Below are 14,029 nucleotides of genomic sequence, written 5' to 3' on the forward strand. Positions count from 1 at the left end.
AAGCCATGGCGAAGTTTTTCGAAGGGCGTCATGGCTAAGACCACTGAACCGACCGCGACCAATTCCACCCGCCGCGTCCTGACCGCCAGCCTGGTCGGCACGGCGGTCGAGTTCTACGACTTCTACATCTACGCCACCGCCGCCTCGCTGGTGTTCGGACCGCTGTTCTTTCCGGCTAAGTCGGCCTCGGCCCAGCTGATGGCGGCCTATGCCAGCCTCGGCGTGGCCTTCATCGCCCGGCCTCTTGGCGCTGTGGCCTTCGGACATTTCGGCGACCGGATCGGCCGCAAGTCGACCCTGGTGGCCTCGCTGCTGCTGATGGGCGGCTCGACCCTGGCCGTGGCCTTCCTGCCCACCTACGCCATGGCCGGCTGGCTGGCCCCGACCCTGCTGTGCCTGCTGCGGTTCGGCCAGGGCTTCGGCCTGGGCGGCGAGTGGGGCGGGGCGGCGCTGCTGGCGGTCGAGAACGCGCCTGTGGGCTGGCGAGCGCGGTTCGGCATGTTCCCGCAGCTGGGGGCGCCGGTCGGCTTCATCGCCGCCAACGGGCTGTTCCTGCTGCTGGGCGTCCTGCTGACGCCGGAACAGTTCCTGGCCTGGGGCTGGCGGCTGCCGTTCCTGGGCAGCGCCGCCCTGGTCGGGGTGGGGCTGTGGGTGCGGCTGAAGCTGACCGAGACCCCAGCCTTCGCCGAGGCCCTGGCCCACGCGCCGCCGCCGGCCGTGCCGCTGGGCGAGCTGCTGCGCGGCCATTGGCGGGCCACCCTGTGCGGCACGCTGGCGGCCATCTGCTGCTTCGCCGTCTACTATCTGATGACCGCCTTCGCCCTCGGCTATGGCGTGACCACCCTGGGCTACAGCCGCTCGGCCATGCTGGGCGTGCAGCTGGGGGCGATCCTGTTCATGGCCGCCGGCATCGTCGCCGCCGGCTACTGGGCCGACGCGGCCAATCCGCGCCGGGTGCTGATGGCCGGCTGCGCCATGACCGTCGCTGTCGGAGCCCTGCTGCCGGCGATGCTGGGCTCGGGCTCTCTGCCGCTGATCTTCGCCTTCCTGGCTCTGGGCCTGCTGGTCATGGGCTTCGTCTATGGACCCCTGGGCGCCTTCCTGCCCGACCTGTTCCCGGCCCGGGTGCGCTATACCGGGGCCTCGACCGCCTTCAATGTCGGCGGCATCCTCGGCGGCGGCCTGGCGCCGATGATCGCCCAGGCCTTGGCCGACCGCGGCGGGCTGGTCCCGGTGGGCGCCTATCTGGCCGTGGCGGCGGCGCTGAGCTTCGGCGGGCTTGCAGCGCTGAAGCCGTCGACCCCGCCCGCGACATAAAAATCAAACACCCGTTTGCCTCCGCCGCCTATCCGCGCCACTCTGTCGGCCAACGACAAATCGCGGGAGGCGACCTGATGAAGCGGTCAGCGGAATTCGACGTCATCGTCCACGGCGCCAGCGGCTTCACCGGCCGGCTGGTGGCCGAGCACCTGGCCCGGCGCTACGGGACCGGCGGCGAGGTCCGGTGGGCGATGTCCGGCCGCAGCGCCGACAAGCTGGCGGCGGTGCGCGACGAAATCGGCGCCCAAACGGGCGTCCCCATGGCCGACACCCCGCTGGTGATCGCCGACGCCGACGACCCGGCCTCGCTCCAGGCCCTGGTGGCGCGGACCAAGGCGGTGCTGACCACCGTCGGCCCCTACCAGCTCTACGGCTCGGGCCTGGTCGCCGCCTGCGCGCAGGCGGGAACCGACTATCTGGACCTCTGCGGCGAGACGGTCTGGATGCGCCGGATGATCGAGGCCCATGAGGCCGCGGCCAAGGCCAGCGGCGCGCGCATCGTCTTCTCCTGCGGCTTCGACTCCATCCCTTTCGAGCTGGGCGTCTGGTTCCTGCAGCAGGAGGCGATCAAGCAGTTCGGCGCCCCAGTCGCCCGGGTCAAGGGCCGGGTGCGGGCCATGCGTGGCAAGTTCTCGGGCGGCACCGCCGCCAGCCTCAAGGCCACCCTGGCCGCCGCCGCCCGCGACCCGTCGGTGGTCGAGCTGCTGAAGGACCCCTTCTCCCTGACCCCCGGCTTCGCCGGCCCCCGGCAGCCATCCGGCGCGGCCGTGGCCTATGACGAGGACCTGGGCGCCTGGGCCGCGCCGTTCGTGATGGCGGCGATCAACACCCGCAACGTCCACCGCTCCAACCTGCTGATGGGCCAGGCCTATGGCGAGGGCTTCGTCTATGACGAGATGGTGCTGACCGGCCCGGGCGAGGCCGGCGAGGCGGCGGCCAAGGCGGTCGCCGCCGGCAACGCCAGCCTCGGCGCCGAGGACGGTCCCAAGCCCGGCGAGGGCCCCAGCCTGGCCGAACGCGAGGCCGGCTTCTACGACCTGCTGTTCGTCGGCCTCGGGCCGGACGGCCGCCAGGTGCGAGCCGGCGTCAAGGGCGACAAGGATCCCGGCTACGGCTCGACCAGCAAGATGATCGCCCAGGCGGCCCTGTGCCTGGTCCAGGAGTCGCCCGAGCTGGCCGGCGGCATCTGGACCCCGGGCGCGGCGATGCAGGGCAAGCTGGTCGAGCGGCTGGAACGGGAGGCGGGGCTGAGGTTCACGGTGGAGTAGCCGCCTCGGCGACGGCGGATACCGGCAGGGTCGCGACCGGCAGGGCCTGGGCGGCCGTCGCGAACACGCCGGCCGTCCGCCAGGCCTCGCGCCGGCCGACGACATAGAGCGCCTTGCGAGCCCGGGTCACCGCCACATTGAGGATGTTGGGCGTTTGGCCGGCCCAGTCGCGCGAGCCGCGGCTGGCCTCGGCGCTGGCCCCCAGCACCAGGAACACCGCTTCGGCCTCCTTGCCCTGGAAGGTGTGGACGGTGCCGATATGGGTCTCGCTCCACCGCTTGGGACCGGACTCCACGCCCAGCCGCTCCAGGACCCCGCTGCGCAGCACGGCGGCCCGGAGCTTGTCGGCGACGTCGCGGAACGGCGCGATCAGGTAGATGTCGGGATCCCGCACGTCCTTCTCGGCCAGCCGATCCAGCAGGGCCAGCACCGCTTCGCCTTCCTGCGGGCTCCATTTGGGCGCGCTGGAGACGACGTCCAGCCAGCAGCTGCCGGGCGCGATGTCGGCCAGGGCGTCGCGGATGACCGAGCCGGACCCGCCGGTCGCATGGACCATCAGGCCGTCATAGGCGATCTGGTTGGAGATCGAGAACATCGGCTCCTGGCAGCGCCGGTGAACCAGCAGCGGCATGCCGATCCGCCGCCGGTCGGCGCCCGACCCCAGGGTGGCTGTCAGCGGGCTGGCGGCGTCGGCCAGGGTCTGGGCCGAGGCGCGGGGCGCGGCCCAGACGTCCGGATGAGCGCCGTGGCTGGCGAAGATCGCCCGGACCAGGCCCTGGGGAACGGTCGAGACCGGCGCGATCTGCAACGGATCGCCGATGACCAGGGCCCGCTGCGCTCGCCACAGCGCCCCGGTCGCGGCCTGGGGCGCGGCCTGGCCGGCCTCGTCGACGATCAGCCAGCCCAGCGACCCCTCGCCCATGCCGTCCATCAGCCGGTCGAACGAGGCGAAGGTCGTCGACACCAGCGGGGTCAGCAGGAAGAAGCTGTCCCACAGGTCGCCCAGATGGACGTCGGCGCCCGACGGCGGGCGGCGGCCTTTCAGATGGTCCATCATCAGGCCCAGATTGGACTTCATCGGCCGCGCCGCCGCGTCGAGGAACGCCCGGTGCAGGGCGATCACCGCGGCGAACAGCTGGTCCCGGGCCTGGGTCAGTTCGGGGTCGGCCCACGGGCTGGCGGTGTGAATCCGCGCATGGTCGCCCTCCCAGAATGACGGGCCGGCATGGCCGTCGGCGAACAGGGCGGCGCATTCGGCCTCCAGCGCCCGCAGGGTCGAGCGCTGGTCGCGAGCCCCGGCGGCGGCGGTTTCGGCGGCGGCCGCCCGCGCCGTCGCCTCGCGGCTGCGCCGGGCGGCGGCGTCCTCCTCGGCCCGCGCCGCGGCCTGGTCGGCGAGCGCCTGGTCCAGCCGGGCCAGGGCGCGGGCCTGGATTTCCCGCCAACTCTCGTCACCGTTCAGCAGCCGGGCGATCGGGCCCGGCCGCAATGCCGCCGCGCCGTCGCAGAGGCGGCGGGCGTCGCCCAGGGCGACTTCGGCCCGGGCGGCGGCCTGGGCCGCGTCGCGTCGGGTCTGGTCGGCCGCCTCGGCGTCGGCGCAGGCGGCGGCGTGGGCCGAGACCGCATCCTCGACCGCCTGTTGCGCCGCCGCGCCGCCCCGCAGGGCCCAGCGCATCTGGTCGCGCGTCGCCAGCAGCCGGTCCACGGTCGCCTTGCGTTCGCGATAGTCCAGCCGGGCGCGCCGCCAGCGTTCGAGGGCCTCGGCCCGGGTGCGGGGCGGCTTTTCGGCGACGACGATCGGCGGCGGTTCGGCCTCGACGCGCCCGGCCGCGGCCCCGAGATACTTCTCCAGGCCCCAGTCGGGATGCCACCAGGCGCTCTCGACGAATTCGCCGCGGTTCTTGCGATTTCCCAGCACGGCGGCGATCAGGCCCCAGCACTCCGCCTCCCCGCCCTGCGCCGCTCGGGCGGTTTCGGCGAAGTAGCGGACCTCGTCCGGAGCATCGACCGCGCCGGCCAGGGGCAGTTCGGCGCTGACATTGCGGACCGCGGCGTTGTTGGACGAGGCGACGACCAGACCGTAGCCGCGCAGCGCGGCGGGCAGGCGGTGCAGGACGCGGCGATGGCCGCTCTCGGCGACGAGGTCGACCGGGGTAAAGGCCGCGGCCGGGTCGTCCAGCGCAGCGAGGGCGTCGGCGCGTGCGCCCAGCACGGCGGCGACCACGTCGCGCAGCAGGGTGGTCTTGCCGGTGCCGGGCGGACCGTTGATCGACAGCAGGCCGCCTTCGGCCAAGTGGCGCAGGGCCCCGTTCACCGCCGCCTGCTGCAGTGTGACCAGCTGGGCCGGACGCGGGGCCGGCCAGCGGGCCGGCGGCGTCAGGGCCGGCGCGACAAGGCTTTCCAGCACCGCCTTGTCGCCCAGGACGTCGAGGGGCGCGGTCGGCGGCGCCTGGCCCAGATAGGCCGCCAGGGTCGCGCCGCCCGCACCGGCCTCCAGCGCCGTGCGGACCCGGTGCAGGTCGCGCAGATAGAAGCTGTTGATGATCTCGACCGGGTCGCCGTCCGGGTCGCCGATCACCCGGATCGCCACCCGCGGTCGTTCCAGGAGATCGGCGGGCAGGCCCAGGGCGGTCATGATCGCGGCCATGCCGTCGCGGAAGCGCTGTCGCGAGGTCGGCGCCTTTCGGCCGTCCAGGTCCAGCTCGACCAGGGCCTGGCCCAACTGGTGGCGGAGGTCGGTTTCGATGTCGACGAAGCGGTGGAGCTGGTCGATCCGGCCGGCCAGGACCTGGCCGCAGGCCCAGCCGAAGCTCGACAGCAGCAGGTGGGACGGCAGGGCGCGCCCGGCCTCGTCGAAGGCCGCCAAGGCCAGCACCGAGACGCCCGAACCCTTCTCGCGCTCAGGACCGTCCGGCTCGACCTCGGTGATCAGCCGCTCGACCGCCGGTTCCATGCGCACGAAGCCCAGCGGCACATACCAGACCAGGGCCTCGTCGTCGGCGATCCGCAGCCGCGCCCGGTCGCCTTCGGGCGTTTCCCAGGGCATCGGACCGCGGGCCGGATCGAACGGGAATGGAGCCCGAGGCAGCGGGCCGCCGCGCCTGCCCGCCGCCGCAGGGGATTCCTTCAACAGGGCGTCCTGGTTGGGGAAGGTCTGGGGCTGCAACGCCTCGACCGCGAGCCAGGCGTTGATCAGGGCGACAGGGTCCGGTGTGTCCGGGACCAGGGACTCGGGCGACGCGTCGGCCATTGGAGACTCGGCAAGCCAGGAACGGCGGACCAGGTCGCCGTCTCAAGATTGCGATCCTGCCTTTGCGCGCGTGGGAAGTAAACGCGTCCGCCTCACCCCTTGCGGAAGAAGGCGTGGATGCGTTCGGCCAGGGGCTGGCTGACGCCGTCGACCTTCATCAGGTCCTCGACCCCGGCCCGGGCCACGCCCTTGGCCGAGCCGAAGGCGTGCAGCAGGGCCTTCTTGCGACCGGGACCGACGCCCTCGATCTCGTCGAGCGGGTTCTTCTTCAGGTCCATCGACCGGCGGGTGCGGTGGGCGCCGATCGCGAAACGGTGGGCCTCGTCGCGCAGCCGTTGCAGGTAGTAGAGCACCGGCGACTTGGGCTCGAGCATGAACGGCGTCTTGTCGGGCATGAAGAACCGCTCCAGGCCCGCGTCGCGGTCCGGACCCTTGGCCACGCCGACCACGGCGATGTCATCGACGCCGAGGTCGGCCATCACCTCAAGAGCCGCGTCCAACTGGCCCTTGCCGCCGTCGACCAGCACCAGGTCGGGACGGGCGCTGCTGTCGCCCTCCTCCTCTTCCTTGACTAGGCGGGCGAAGCGGCGCTTGAGCACCTCCTTCATCATGCCGTAGTCGTCGCCGGGGGTCAGCTCGGTGCTCTTGATGTTGAACTTGCGGTACTGGCCCTTCATGAAGCCCTCGGGCCCGGCCACGATCATGCCGCCGACGGCGTTGGTGCCCTGGATGTGGCTGTTGTCATAGACCTCGATCCGCTCGGGCGGGGCGTCCAGGCCGAAGGCCTCGCAGACCCCGGCCAGCAGCTTGGTCTGGGCCGAGCCCTCGGCCATCTTCCGCCCTAGCGCTTCGCGCGCATTGGTCAGGGCGTGGCCGACCAGGTCGGCCTTCTCGCCGCGCTTGGGCGTGGCGATCTCGACCTTGCGGCCGCTCTTCAGGCAGAAGGCTTCGCTCAGCAGCTCGCGATCGGCCGGTTCCAGATTGGTCAGGATCAGGCGGGGGATGGGCTTGTCGTCGTAGAACTGGCCGAGGAAGGCGGTCAGTATCCGCTGCTCCTCGCTGGCGGTCTCGTCCTCCTCCTCGGCGTTGCCGGTCACCCGCGGGAAATAGGCCCGGTTGCCCCAGTTCTGGCCGGCCCGGAAGAAGAACACCTGCACGCAGGCCTGGCCGCCCTCGACGTGCAGGGCGACGACGTCGGCCTCCTCCACCGTCTCGGGATTGATCTGGCTTTCCTGGGCCACCGAGGCCAGGGCGCGGATGCGGTCGCGCAGGCGGGCGGCGCGCTCGAACTCCAGGTCCTCGGCGGCGGCTTCCATCTGCTGGGCGATCAGCGCCATCACCGCGCGGGACTTGCCCCGCAGGAACGCCTCGGCCTGGTCGACCAGGGCCTGGTAGTCGTCCTGGGCGATCAGGCCGGTGCAGGGGGCGGCGCAGCGCTTGATCTGGTGCAGCATGCAGGGCCGCGAGCGGGTCTCGTAGACGCTGTCGCTGCACGAGCGCAGCAGGAAGGCCTTCTGCAGGGTGTTGAGCGTGCGGTTCACCGCCCCGGCGCTGGCGAACGGCCCGAAGTAGTCGCCCTTGATCGTGTGGGCGCCGCGATGCTTGCGCAGCTGCGGGGCCGCGTGGTCGCGGCGGATCATGATCTCGGGAAAGCTCTTGTCGTCGCGCAGCAGCACGTTGAAGCGCGGCTTCAGCGACTTGATCAGGTTGATCTCGAGCAGCAGGGCGTCGGCTTCGGTGCGGGTGGTGACGAACTCCATCGACCGCGTGGCGTCGACCATGTGGGCGATGCGGTTGGTGTGGAAGCGGCCCTGGGCGTACTGCACCACCCGCTTCTTCAGGCTCTTGGCCTTGCCGACATAGAGGACTTCGTCGTTGTCGCCGATCATCCGATAGACGCCGGGCGCGTCGGGCAGGCGCGAGACCTCGTCCTTGATCAGGGCGGCGCCCTTCAGGGCGGTGTCGGCGGGAATGTCGGTGGTCGTATCGGTCACGCGCGACATATAGGCGAGTCTGGTCGGTTCAGCGACGTTCGAGGCTATGGAACACCCGAGACAAGATGACCCGCTCGGGAAGAACGACGTACTGGAGAACGTAGCCCGCTGATCCAAAGGGGACAATTAACTCCCTGCGACCGCCCCGTACCAGTCTTCCGCGTTCCGGAAAATCAGCCAATGTCTCCGCGGAAGCAAGGATGGTCTCCGTCGCTCGCTTCGCTGCGCTCGGTGTCCGCTCGGCCAGCCATTTACGCAGATATTGAATGTCCCGCCGCGCAGGCGCCGAGATCTCGACCGATCTCATTCAGCGTTTCGCGGACGGGGTTCAGGCGGCGGTAATTCGTTGTCGGTATCCCACGAGGCGACCCAACGTTGCACATCCTCCAACGGAATGCCCCCATCACGTTCCGTTTCATCGGCGATGCGTTGAACCTCGTCCCAATGGGCGTTGCCGTCCTCGAAACCGGGGCGTTCCACAAATCCATGCTCGAGGACGCTGTAGGCGTATGCCTCGACGCTTTGGCCCGCCTCCTCGGCGCGGGCGCGCAAGCTGTCGGCGAGCGCCGCATCGATCTTGAGGGTGATTTCACCGTCGGCCATGTCGTAATGATCCCCCCATCCCCGTTTGTCGTCAACGCGGCGGGGCGGTATGACGCCCCATGACCCTGCGCCCGCTCTTCGTCACCCACCTCTACGAGGGCAGTCTCGCCGCCGACAAGGGGTTCGAAGTCTTCAACGCCCAGCTGGAGGAGGCTTGCCGGGCAATCGCCGCCGAGGATCGGGCCGGCCGGGCCTGGGCCAGAGAGAAGGGCTACAACGGCTACACCTCCTATGCCTCGCTCGACGACCTGCCGCAGCGCGACAGCCTGTTCGCCGACCTGAAAAAGAAGCTCGACAAGCACGCCGTCGCCTTCGCCAGGGACCTGAACCTGGAGCTGGCCGGCGGGCGGCTGGTGATGGACAGCCTGTGGATCAACATCCTCAAGCCCGGCGGCGCCCATAGCGGCCATGTCCATCCGCACAGCGTGCTGTCGGGCACGGTCTATGTCGCGACCCCGCCGGGCGCCTCGGCCCTGAAGCTGGAGGATCCGCGCCTGCCGCTGATGATGGCCGCCCCGACCCGCCAGGCCGACGCGCCGGAGGACCGCCAGACCTTCGTCTATGTCCAGCCGCAGGCGGGCACGGTGCTGATGTGGGAAAGCTGGCTGCGCCACGAGGTGCCGGCCAACGCCGCCAAGGCCGAGCGGATCAGCATCAGCTTCAACTACGCCTGGCGCTGAAAGGCGAGAACCGCGCTGGCGGCCCGGGGGTTATAGCCTGGAGGACAGGAGAGCCCCCATGCCCCATGCGCAAACCCCCGACCATTCCGGCGCGGCGATCACGTTGGGCAAGATCCAGCCGTTCGGCCCGAACGACCTGGTCCTGACCACCACGGCCGCCGATCCCGACGGCCGCCTGGCCGACCGCCACAGCGCCTATCACGATAACCGCTCGCCGCCGCTGGTCTGGACGCCGGTCGAGGGCGCGGCGGCCTATGCGATCATCGTCGAGGACCCCGACGCGCCGCGCGACCTGCCGTTCATCCACTGGCTGATCTGGAACATTCCTGGCGAGGCCACCAGCCTGCCCGAGGGCCTGCCCAACGACGCCAGCCTGGGCCTGATCGGCGGCGCGACCCAGGGCCGCAACGACAACGGCGGGATCGGCTATTTCGGACCACGGCCGCCGCCGGGTCATGGCGTGCACCACTATCACTTCCAGATCTTCGCCCTGGCCGAGCGGCTGCCGTTCGGTCCCGAGACGCCGCTGGCCGAGCTGGTCAGCGCGCTGAAGGGCGAGGCCCTGGCCTCCGACGACCTGATCGTCACCTACGAGGCGGCGGGGGCGTAGTCGGGGGCGCCGGGCGAGTCGGCGTCGGGATCCGGCGCGGCCGGCCGCGAGCGCCAGTGGCGGTCCAGGCAGAAGGCGGCGATGGCCAGCCACAGCAGGCCCAGGAAGGCGTGGCCGCGCTGCCAGAGGCCGACGTCCGAGCCGGTACGGACGTTCCACACCCCGGTCAGCAGGGCCAGGACCAGCAGCAGGCCGAAGAACCAGCCCAGCGAGAAATGCGCCAGGCGGCGATGGCGCGGCTTGCCCCACAGGGCCCAGGCGGTGAACAGCGGCGCGAACTGAATGGCCAGGCCGACGCCGCAGGCCCGGTGCATCGGGTCGGGCCAATGGAACAGGCCGGCGAACAGCGCCCCCAGGCCGGTCATCGCCACCCATAGGCCGGCGAAGGCCGAGACTCGGCGGCGGCCGCCGGCGTCTTCCAGGGCCTGGGCGAAGCCGGCCCCGGCCGCCATCCCGGCCAGGCCGGCCAGCATCATGCCGACATTGAAGATCGCCGGATTGGGCGCGGCCGGCCCGCCCAGCTCGCTGATGAACTGGGCCCCGGCGTCGAAGCCGGGAAACAGCCTCTGGGCCAGCCACACGTCGGCCACCATGATCGCCGGCGCGACCAGGCCGATCCTCAGCAGGGCTCCTACGCTCAGCACCCGTCCGCCTCTCGCATTGCAGGCGGGCAAAATCGCGCCGGCGGGGCGGCGGGTCAAGAAGGGGCGTCCAACCGCGCTACTTCTTCCCGAACAGCGTCCCGAAGAAGTCGCCCCGATTCCAGGTCGGCCGGGCCGGGGCGTTGGCCAGTTCGCGGGCGATCTCGTAATTGACCCGGGCGAAGCGCGCCGCGGCCTGGTAGTTGATCGGCTGGCTGAGGTCGTCGCTGGGCTTGTGGTAGTGGGTGGCCAGGAAGTCCTTGAAGGCCTTCTCGCCGCCGTTCTTGAAGCCGGTCATCAGGAACACCGACGGGATTCCCTGCTCGACGAAGCGGTAGTGATCGCTGCGGGTGAACAGGCCCTCCTCCGGCAGCGGGTCGGGCGACAGAGTCACACCCATGCGGCCGGCGGCGCGGGCCACGGCCGGGCCGATGCTGGAGCGGTCGGCCCCGAAGGCGACCACGTCCTGGAAGTCGTACAGCAGGACCGGCATGTCCAGATTGACGTCGGCGGCGATGTCGGCCTTGGCCACGGTCGGGTTGTGGGCGAAATATTCCGAGCCGACCAGGCCCTTTTCCTCGGCCGTCACCGCCAGCAGCAGGATCGAGCGCTTCGGGCGGACCCTGGCCTCCTTGAAGCCTCGGGCCACCTCCAGCAGGGTCGCTACGCCCGAGGCGTTGTCGAGCGCGCCGTTGTTGATCTTGTCGCGATCGTTGCCGTGGGTGCTGATCCCCAGGTGGTCGAGGTGGGCGCTGAGGACGACGACCTGGGCCTTCAACGCCGGGTCCGAGCCCTCGATCAGCCCGACGACGTTGCTGCTCTGGCGCTTCTCGATCTCGGTCTTCAGCTGGACCGTCGCCTGCATCGGCAGGTCGAAGCCCTTGACCCGGCCGTCGGGGGTTTCGACGGCCGCCAGCACCGCGTCCAGGGCGACCGGGGCGCCGGCGAACAGCTTGGCCGCGCCCGTCAGGCTGAGGGTGGCCAGGCTGGGGGCCGCGCCGCCGCGCACGAAAGGAACGTCCTGGGCGTCGCGCCAGGTCATCCGCCACTCCTGGTAGCCGGCCAGGCCACGGGCGAACGGCCGGCGCTTTTCGTAGCTGGTGGTCGGCATCATCAGCGCGCCGACCGCGCCGCGGCTGGCCGCCTCGGCCCGCTTGGTGGCCGCGCTGGCGTAGTGGGCCCGTTCCTCGGTCGGGAAGCCGGACGGCGCGCCGTTGAGGAAGACGGCGATCTTGCCCTTCAGGTCCAAGCCGGCATAGTCGTCGCGCCCGCGCTCCGGCGCGTTGACGCCATAGCCGACGAAGACCAGGGGCGCGGTCAGCGACAGCTGGGCCTGGGCGGCCTGGGCCGAGGGCAGATAGTCCTCGCCGAACGTCAGGCTCCCCGACTTGCCGTTGGCCCCGGTGTAGGAGATGCCGCCCTCCGACGCGGCGCGGAAGGCGGTCAGGGGCACCTGCTGCAGATAGCCGCCGCCGTCGCCGGCCGGCTTGACCCCCAGCTGGGCGTATTGCGAGGCCACGTAGTTGGCGGCGATGTCGTAGCCGCGGGTGCCGGCCTCGCGGCCCTCCAGCAGGTCGTCGGCCAGGAAGGTCATGTGCGCCTTGATGGCGGCCGGCGAAGGCGTGAAGCCGGCGGCGGACCTGGCCTGCGGCGTGGCCTTGGCGGTGGTTTCGGCGGCGAAGGCGGGTTGGACGATCAGCAGCAGGGCGGCGCCGACGACGGCGGCGCGACGGGAGAACGGCGTCAAGGCAAGGCTCCAGGGGCGGGGGAGCCCCGCGAAGGCGCGAGCTTGGGCAGGGGCGGCGGGCTTGTCGAGATTCCGCTTCTGAACCTTTTGTAATCTTTCCGAAAAACCTGCTTTTGTCTGGGAGGCTGCAGATAGAGTATCGCGCTTTTCGCGTTAACCGTGTATTTTCACCGTGTTTAGTGAAGACCGCTTAACCGAAGCATCAGACATTCACCGGGCAACCAGAGGAGACGGCCGTGCAGGTCCTCGCCACCGCCGCCGCGGGCATGTTCGCCGCCGCCGACCGCCTCAGCGCCAGCGCCCAGCGGACGGCCGCCTGGGGCGTCGAAGAGGGGCAGGCCGAGTCCAAGGTCGATCTGGCCCAGGAAGCCGTCGACCAGATTTCGGCCAAGACCGAGGTCAAGGCCGACGCCGCCGTTATCAAGACCGCCGACGACATGATGGGCGCCCTGCTGGACCTGAAGGTCTAGCGCCCCCTCCCCGTCGGCCACGAGCCGGCCCGAACCTGTCCCCGCATTCCCCCCTGCGAGGGTTCGGGCCTGCCGCCCTCCGGTTGGACGCGTCCTTCCGGAGGGCGGCGCCTGAAACACGAAAACGCTTAGCGGGCTTTCCAGCCCGACGCCTTGGCCCGGGCCTCGGCCGCGGCGTCGAGCGGCTGGCCGACGATCATGGCGTCGACCGTGGCCAGCACCGCCGCCGGCGTCTCCGAGCCGGCGGCGCGATAGTCGGCGGTCGGGGCCGGGGCGGCCGGACTGACGCCGCGCACGCGCCAGGCCGTGGACTCGCGACAGGCCACGCCCGCCACCGGCGCCCGGCCCGCAGCCTGGAAGGTCCGACAATAGAGGCCTTGCTGGTTCTTGAACGACAGGCCGATGCGCACCGGCCCGGCGGCCTGGCCGGAACTCTGGGTGTTCAGGGCCTGGGCCAGGGGACCGGCGGCGATCGGCGTCGGATCGTCCGCCCCGCTCAGGGTCGGGGCGCCGGGCGTCGCCATCCGGCCGACCACCAGGCCGGCCACCAGGCAGGCGGCCATGGCGATCCAGGCCGGCGGACCCCGGCCGGCGGCGCCGGGCGGCCTGGCGAGCTTGATCTCGCGCGGCTTGGGCTTGGCCTTCGCCTTGGCGCCGGGAAAGGCGATGACCTCGGCCGGCCTGGCGGTCGGCTTGGACGGTTCGACGCCCGTGACCGCCGCGGCCAGCCGCGCCGGCGGCTGCTGCTGCACGGCGTCGGCGTGGGCCCCCGCCAGCAGGCGGCGCAGGGCGCGCTGGGTCTCGACCCGCAGCCGCAGCTGGGGATCGGTGACCATGGCCGCCTCGATGCGGGCCATGGCTGCAGGCGGCAGTTCGCCGTCGACAAAGGCGAAGAGCTCTTCGTCCGGCACCGTCATGGCTTGGCTCCTTGGTCGATCAACACAGTTTGCAGCGCGGCGCGTCCGCGCGCCAGACGGCTGGTCAGGGTGCCCATCGGCACCTCGAGGCTGTCGGCGGCCTCCTGGTAGGACAGGCCCTCGATCAGCACCAGGGCCACGGCGATCCGCTGGTCCTCGGGCAGGGCGTCGAGGGCGCGCTCCACCGCCGAGGCGCCCAGCCGGGCCTCCAGCGAGGGGGCGCTGGGATCGGCCGCCTGCTCCCCATGCTCGGGCGGGGCCAGCACGCGGCCGTGCCGCTTGCGGGTTCTCACTTCGTCGATCCAGGCGTTGCGCATGATCCGGAACATCCAACTGTCGAGCTTCGTACCAGGACGCCACTGGTCGCGGCGCACCAGGGCGCGCTCGACGGTCAATTGCGTCAGGTCGTCGGCGTCCGCCGGCTCCCAGGCCAGCACCCGCGCCATCCGGCGCAGGCGGGGGAGTAGAGCCAGCATCTCCGTCTGGAAAGAATCCAAGGTCCGCCTTCGTCACCTGTGGAAGAAACGCGCCG

13 protein-coding genes are annotated in these 14,029 nt (G+C 71.2%); 5 read left to right on the forward strand and 8 right to left on the reverse strand.

Going from position 1 to position 14,029, the window contains the following annotated elements; genetic code table 11:
* Positions 1 to 30 precede the first annotated feature (30 nt).
* Together ACIPQB_RS18645 and ACIPQB_RS18650 are read left to right on the forward strand one after the other, a co-directional pair.
* Positions 31 to 1,317 (forward strand): MFS transporter, encoded by a 1,287-nt coding sequence (locus ACIPQB_RS18645; protein ID WP_446486753.1) that lies wholly within the window; start codon positions 31 to 33, stop codon positions 1,315 to 1,317.
* 77 nt (positions 1,318 to 1,394) lie between these two features.
* Positions 1,395 to 2,588 (forward strand): saccharopine dehydrogenase family protein, encoded by a 1,194-nt coding sequence (locus tag ACIPQB_RS18650; RefSeq protein ID WP_446486754.1) that lies wholly within the window; start codon positions 1,395 to 1,397, stop codon positions 2,586 to 2,588.
* Here the strand turns inward: ACIPQB_RS18650 and ACIPQB_RS18655 are convergent.
* The 4 genes from ACIPQB_RS18655 to ACIPQB_RS18670 all read right to left on the reverse strand — a co-directional run bounded on the left by ACIPQB_RS18655 (position 2,575) and on the right by ACIPQB_RS18670 (position 8,432).
* A complete protein-coding gene (locus ACIPQB_RS18655; protein ID WP_446486755.1) occupies positions 2,575 to 5,835 on the reverse strand; it encodes a DEAD/DEAH box helicase in 3,261 nt (1,086 codons plus the stop codon). The two genes, ACIPQB_RS18650 and ACIPQB_RS18655, sit on opposite strands and share 14 nt — an antisense overlap.
* Positions 5,836 to 5,927: 92 nt before the next feature.
* Positions 5,928 to 7,838, reverse strand: a complete 1,911-nt coding sequence (gene uvrC, locus ACIPQB_RS18660; protein WP_446486756.1) for an excinuclease ABC subunit UvrC — start codon at positions 7,836 to 7,838, stop codon at positions 5,928 to 5,930.
* Between the two features lie 19 nt (positions 7,839 to 7,857).
* Complete coding sequence (locus tag ACIPQB_RS18665) at positions 7,858 to 8,136, reverse strand: type II toxin-antitoxin system RelE/ParE family toxin (protein ID WP_446486757.1); 279 nt, start codon at positions 8,134 to 8,136, stop codon at positions 7,858 to 7,860.
* Complete coding sequence (locus ACIPQB_RS18670) at positions 8,133 to 8,432, reverse strand: antitoxin (protein WP_446486758.1); 300 nt, start codon at positions 8,430 to 8,432, stop codon at positions 8,133 to 8,135. Before ACIPQB_RS18670 ends, ACIPQB_RS18665 begins: the two co-directional genes overlap by 4 nt.
* A gap of 59 nt (positions 8,433 to 8,491) precedes the next feature.
* Here ACIPQB_RS18670 and ACIPQB_RS18675 point away from each other — a divergent pair, with 59 nt between their 5' ends.
* Both ACIPQB_RS18675 and ACIPQB_RS18680 read left to right on the forward strand, forming a co-directional pair.
* Positions 8,492 to 9,112 carry a TIGR02466 family protein gene (locus ACIPQB_RS18675; RefSeq protein WP_446486759.1) on the forward strand — a complete coding sequence of 207 codons (621 nt, stop codon included), beginning with the start codon at positions 8,492 to 8,494 and terminating at the stop codon, positions 9,110 to 9,112.
* 58 nt (positions 9,113 to 9,170) lie between these two features.
* Positions 9,171 to 9,722 (forward strand): YbhB/YbcL family Raf kinase inhibitor-like protein, encoded by a 552-nt coding sequence (locus ACIPQB_RS18680; protein WP_446486760.1) that lies wholly within the window; start codon positions 9,171 to 9,173, stop codon positions 9,720 to 9,722.
* Here the strand turns inward: ACIPQB_RS18680 and ACIPQB_RS18685 are convergent.
* Both ACIPQB_RS18685 and ACIPQB_RS18690 read right to left on the reverse strand, forming a co-directional pair.
* Positions 9,701 to 10,423: a DUF998 domain-containing protein gene (locus ACIPQB_RS18685; RefSeq protein ID WP_446486761.1), complete on the reverse strand. Its 723-nt coding sequence runs from the start codon at positions 10,421 to 10,423 to the stop codon at positions 9,701 to 9,703. The genes ACIPQB_RS18680 and ACIPQB_RS18685 overlap by 22 nt on opposite strands.
* Positions 10,424 to 10,442: 19 nt before the next feature.
* On the reverse strand, positions 10,443 to 12,110 hold the full coding sequence (locus ACIPQB_RS18690) for a M20/M25/M40 family metallo-hydrolase (RefSeq protein ID WP_446486762.1): 1,668 nt from the start codon (positions 12,108 to 12,110) through the stop codon (positions 10,443 to 10,445).
* A gap of 236 nt (positions 12,111 to 12,346) precedes the next feature.
* Here ACIPQB_RS18690 and ACIPQB_RS18695 point away from each other — a divergent pair, with 236 nt between their 5' ends.
* The gene (locus ACIPQB_RS18695; protein WP_446486763.1) at positions 12,347 to 12,580 is read left to right on the forward strand and encodes a flagellar basal body rod C-terminal domain-containing protein; all 234 of its coding nucleotides are present in this window, start codon (positions 12,347 to 12,349) and stop codon (positions 12,578 to 12,580) included.
* Between the two features lie 128 nt (positions 12,581 to 12,708).
* Here ACIPQB_RS18695 and ACIPQB_RS18700 read toward each other — a convergent pair whose 3' ends face one another.
* Positions 12,709 to 13,497: an anti-sigma factor family protein gene (locus tag ACIPQB_RS18700; RefSeq protein ID WP_446486764.1), complete on the reverse strand. Its 789-nt coding sequence runs from the start codon at positions 13,495 to 13,497 to the stop codon at positions 12,709 to 12,711.
* Positions 13,494 to 13,973 carry a sigma-70 family RNA polymerase sigma factor gene (locus ACIPQB_RS18705; protein ID WP_446486765.1) on the reverse strand — a complete coding sequence of 160 codons (480 nt, stop codon included), beginning with the start codon at positions 13,971 to 13,973 and terminating at the stop codon, positions 13,494 to 13,496. The genes ACIPQB_RS18700 and ACIPQB_RS18705 overlap by 4 nt, the downstream gene beginning before the upstream one ends.
* Between the last annotated feature and the right edge of the window lie 56 nt (positions 13,974 to 14,029).

The organism is Caulobacter sp. LARHSG274, assembly GCF_052871235.1.

Coding starts and splice junctions, on each gene's coding strand:
- ACIPQB_RS18645 (WP_446486753.1), top strand. CDS start 31: ATGGCTAAGACCACTGAACCGACCGCGACCAATTCCACCCGCCGCGTC.
- ACIPQB_RS18650 (WP_446486754.1), top strand. CDS start 1,395: ATGAAGCGGTCAGCGGAATTCGACGTCATCGTCCACGGCGCCAGCGGC.
- ACIPQB_RS18655 (WP_446486755.1), bottom strand. CDS start 5,835: ATGGCCGACGCGTCGCCCGAGTCCCTGGTCCCGGACACACCGGACCCT.
- uvrC (WP_446486756.1), bottom strand. CDS start 7,838: ATGTCGCGCGTGACCGATACGACCACCGACATTCCCGCCGACACCGCC.
- ACIPQB_RS18665 (WP_446486757.1), bottom strand. CDS start 8,136: ATGAGATCGGTCGAGATCTCGGCGCCTGCGCGGCGGGACATTCAATAT.
- ACIPQB_RS18670 (WP_446486758.1), bottom strand. CDS start 8,432: ATGGCCGACGGTGAAATCACCCTCAAGATCGATGCGGCGCTCGCCGAC.
- ACIPQB_RS18675 (WP_446486759.1), top strand. CDS start 8,492: ATGACCCTGCGCCCGCTCTTCGTCACCCACCTCTACGAGGGCAGTCTC.
- ACIPQB_RS18680 (WP_446486760.1), top strand. CDS start 9,171: ATGCCCCATGCGCAAACCCCCGACCATTCCGGCGCGGCGATCACGTTG.
- ACIPQB_RS18700 (WP_446486764.1), bottom strand. CDS start 13,497: ATGACGGTGCCGGACGAAGAGCTCTTCGCCTTTGTCGACGGCGAACTG.
- ACIPQB_RS18705 (WP_446486765.1), bottom strand. CDS start 13,973: ATGCTGGCTCTACTCCCCCGCCTGCGCCGGATGGCGCGGGTGCTGGCC.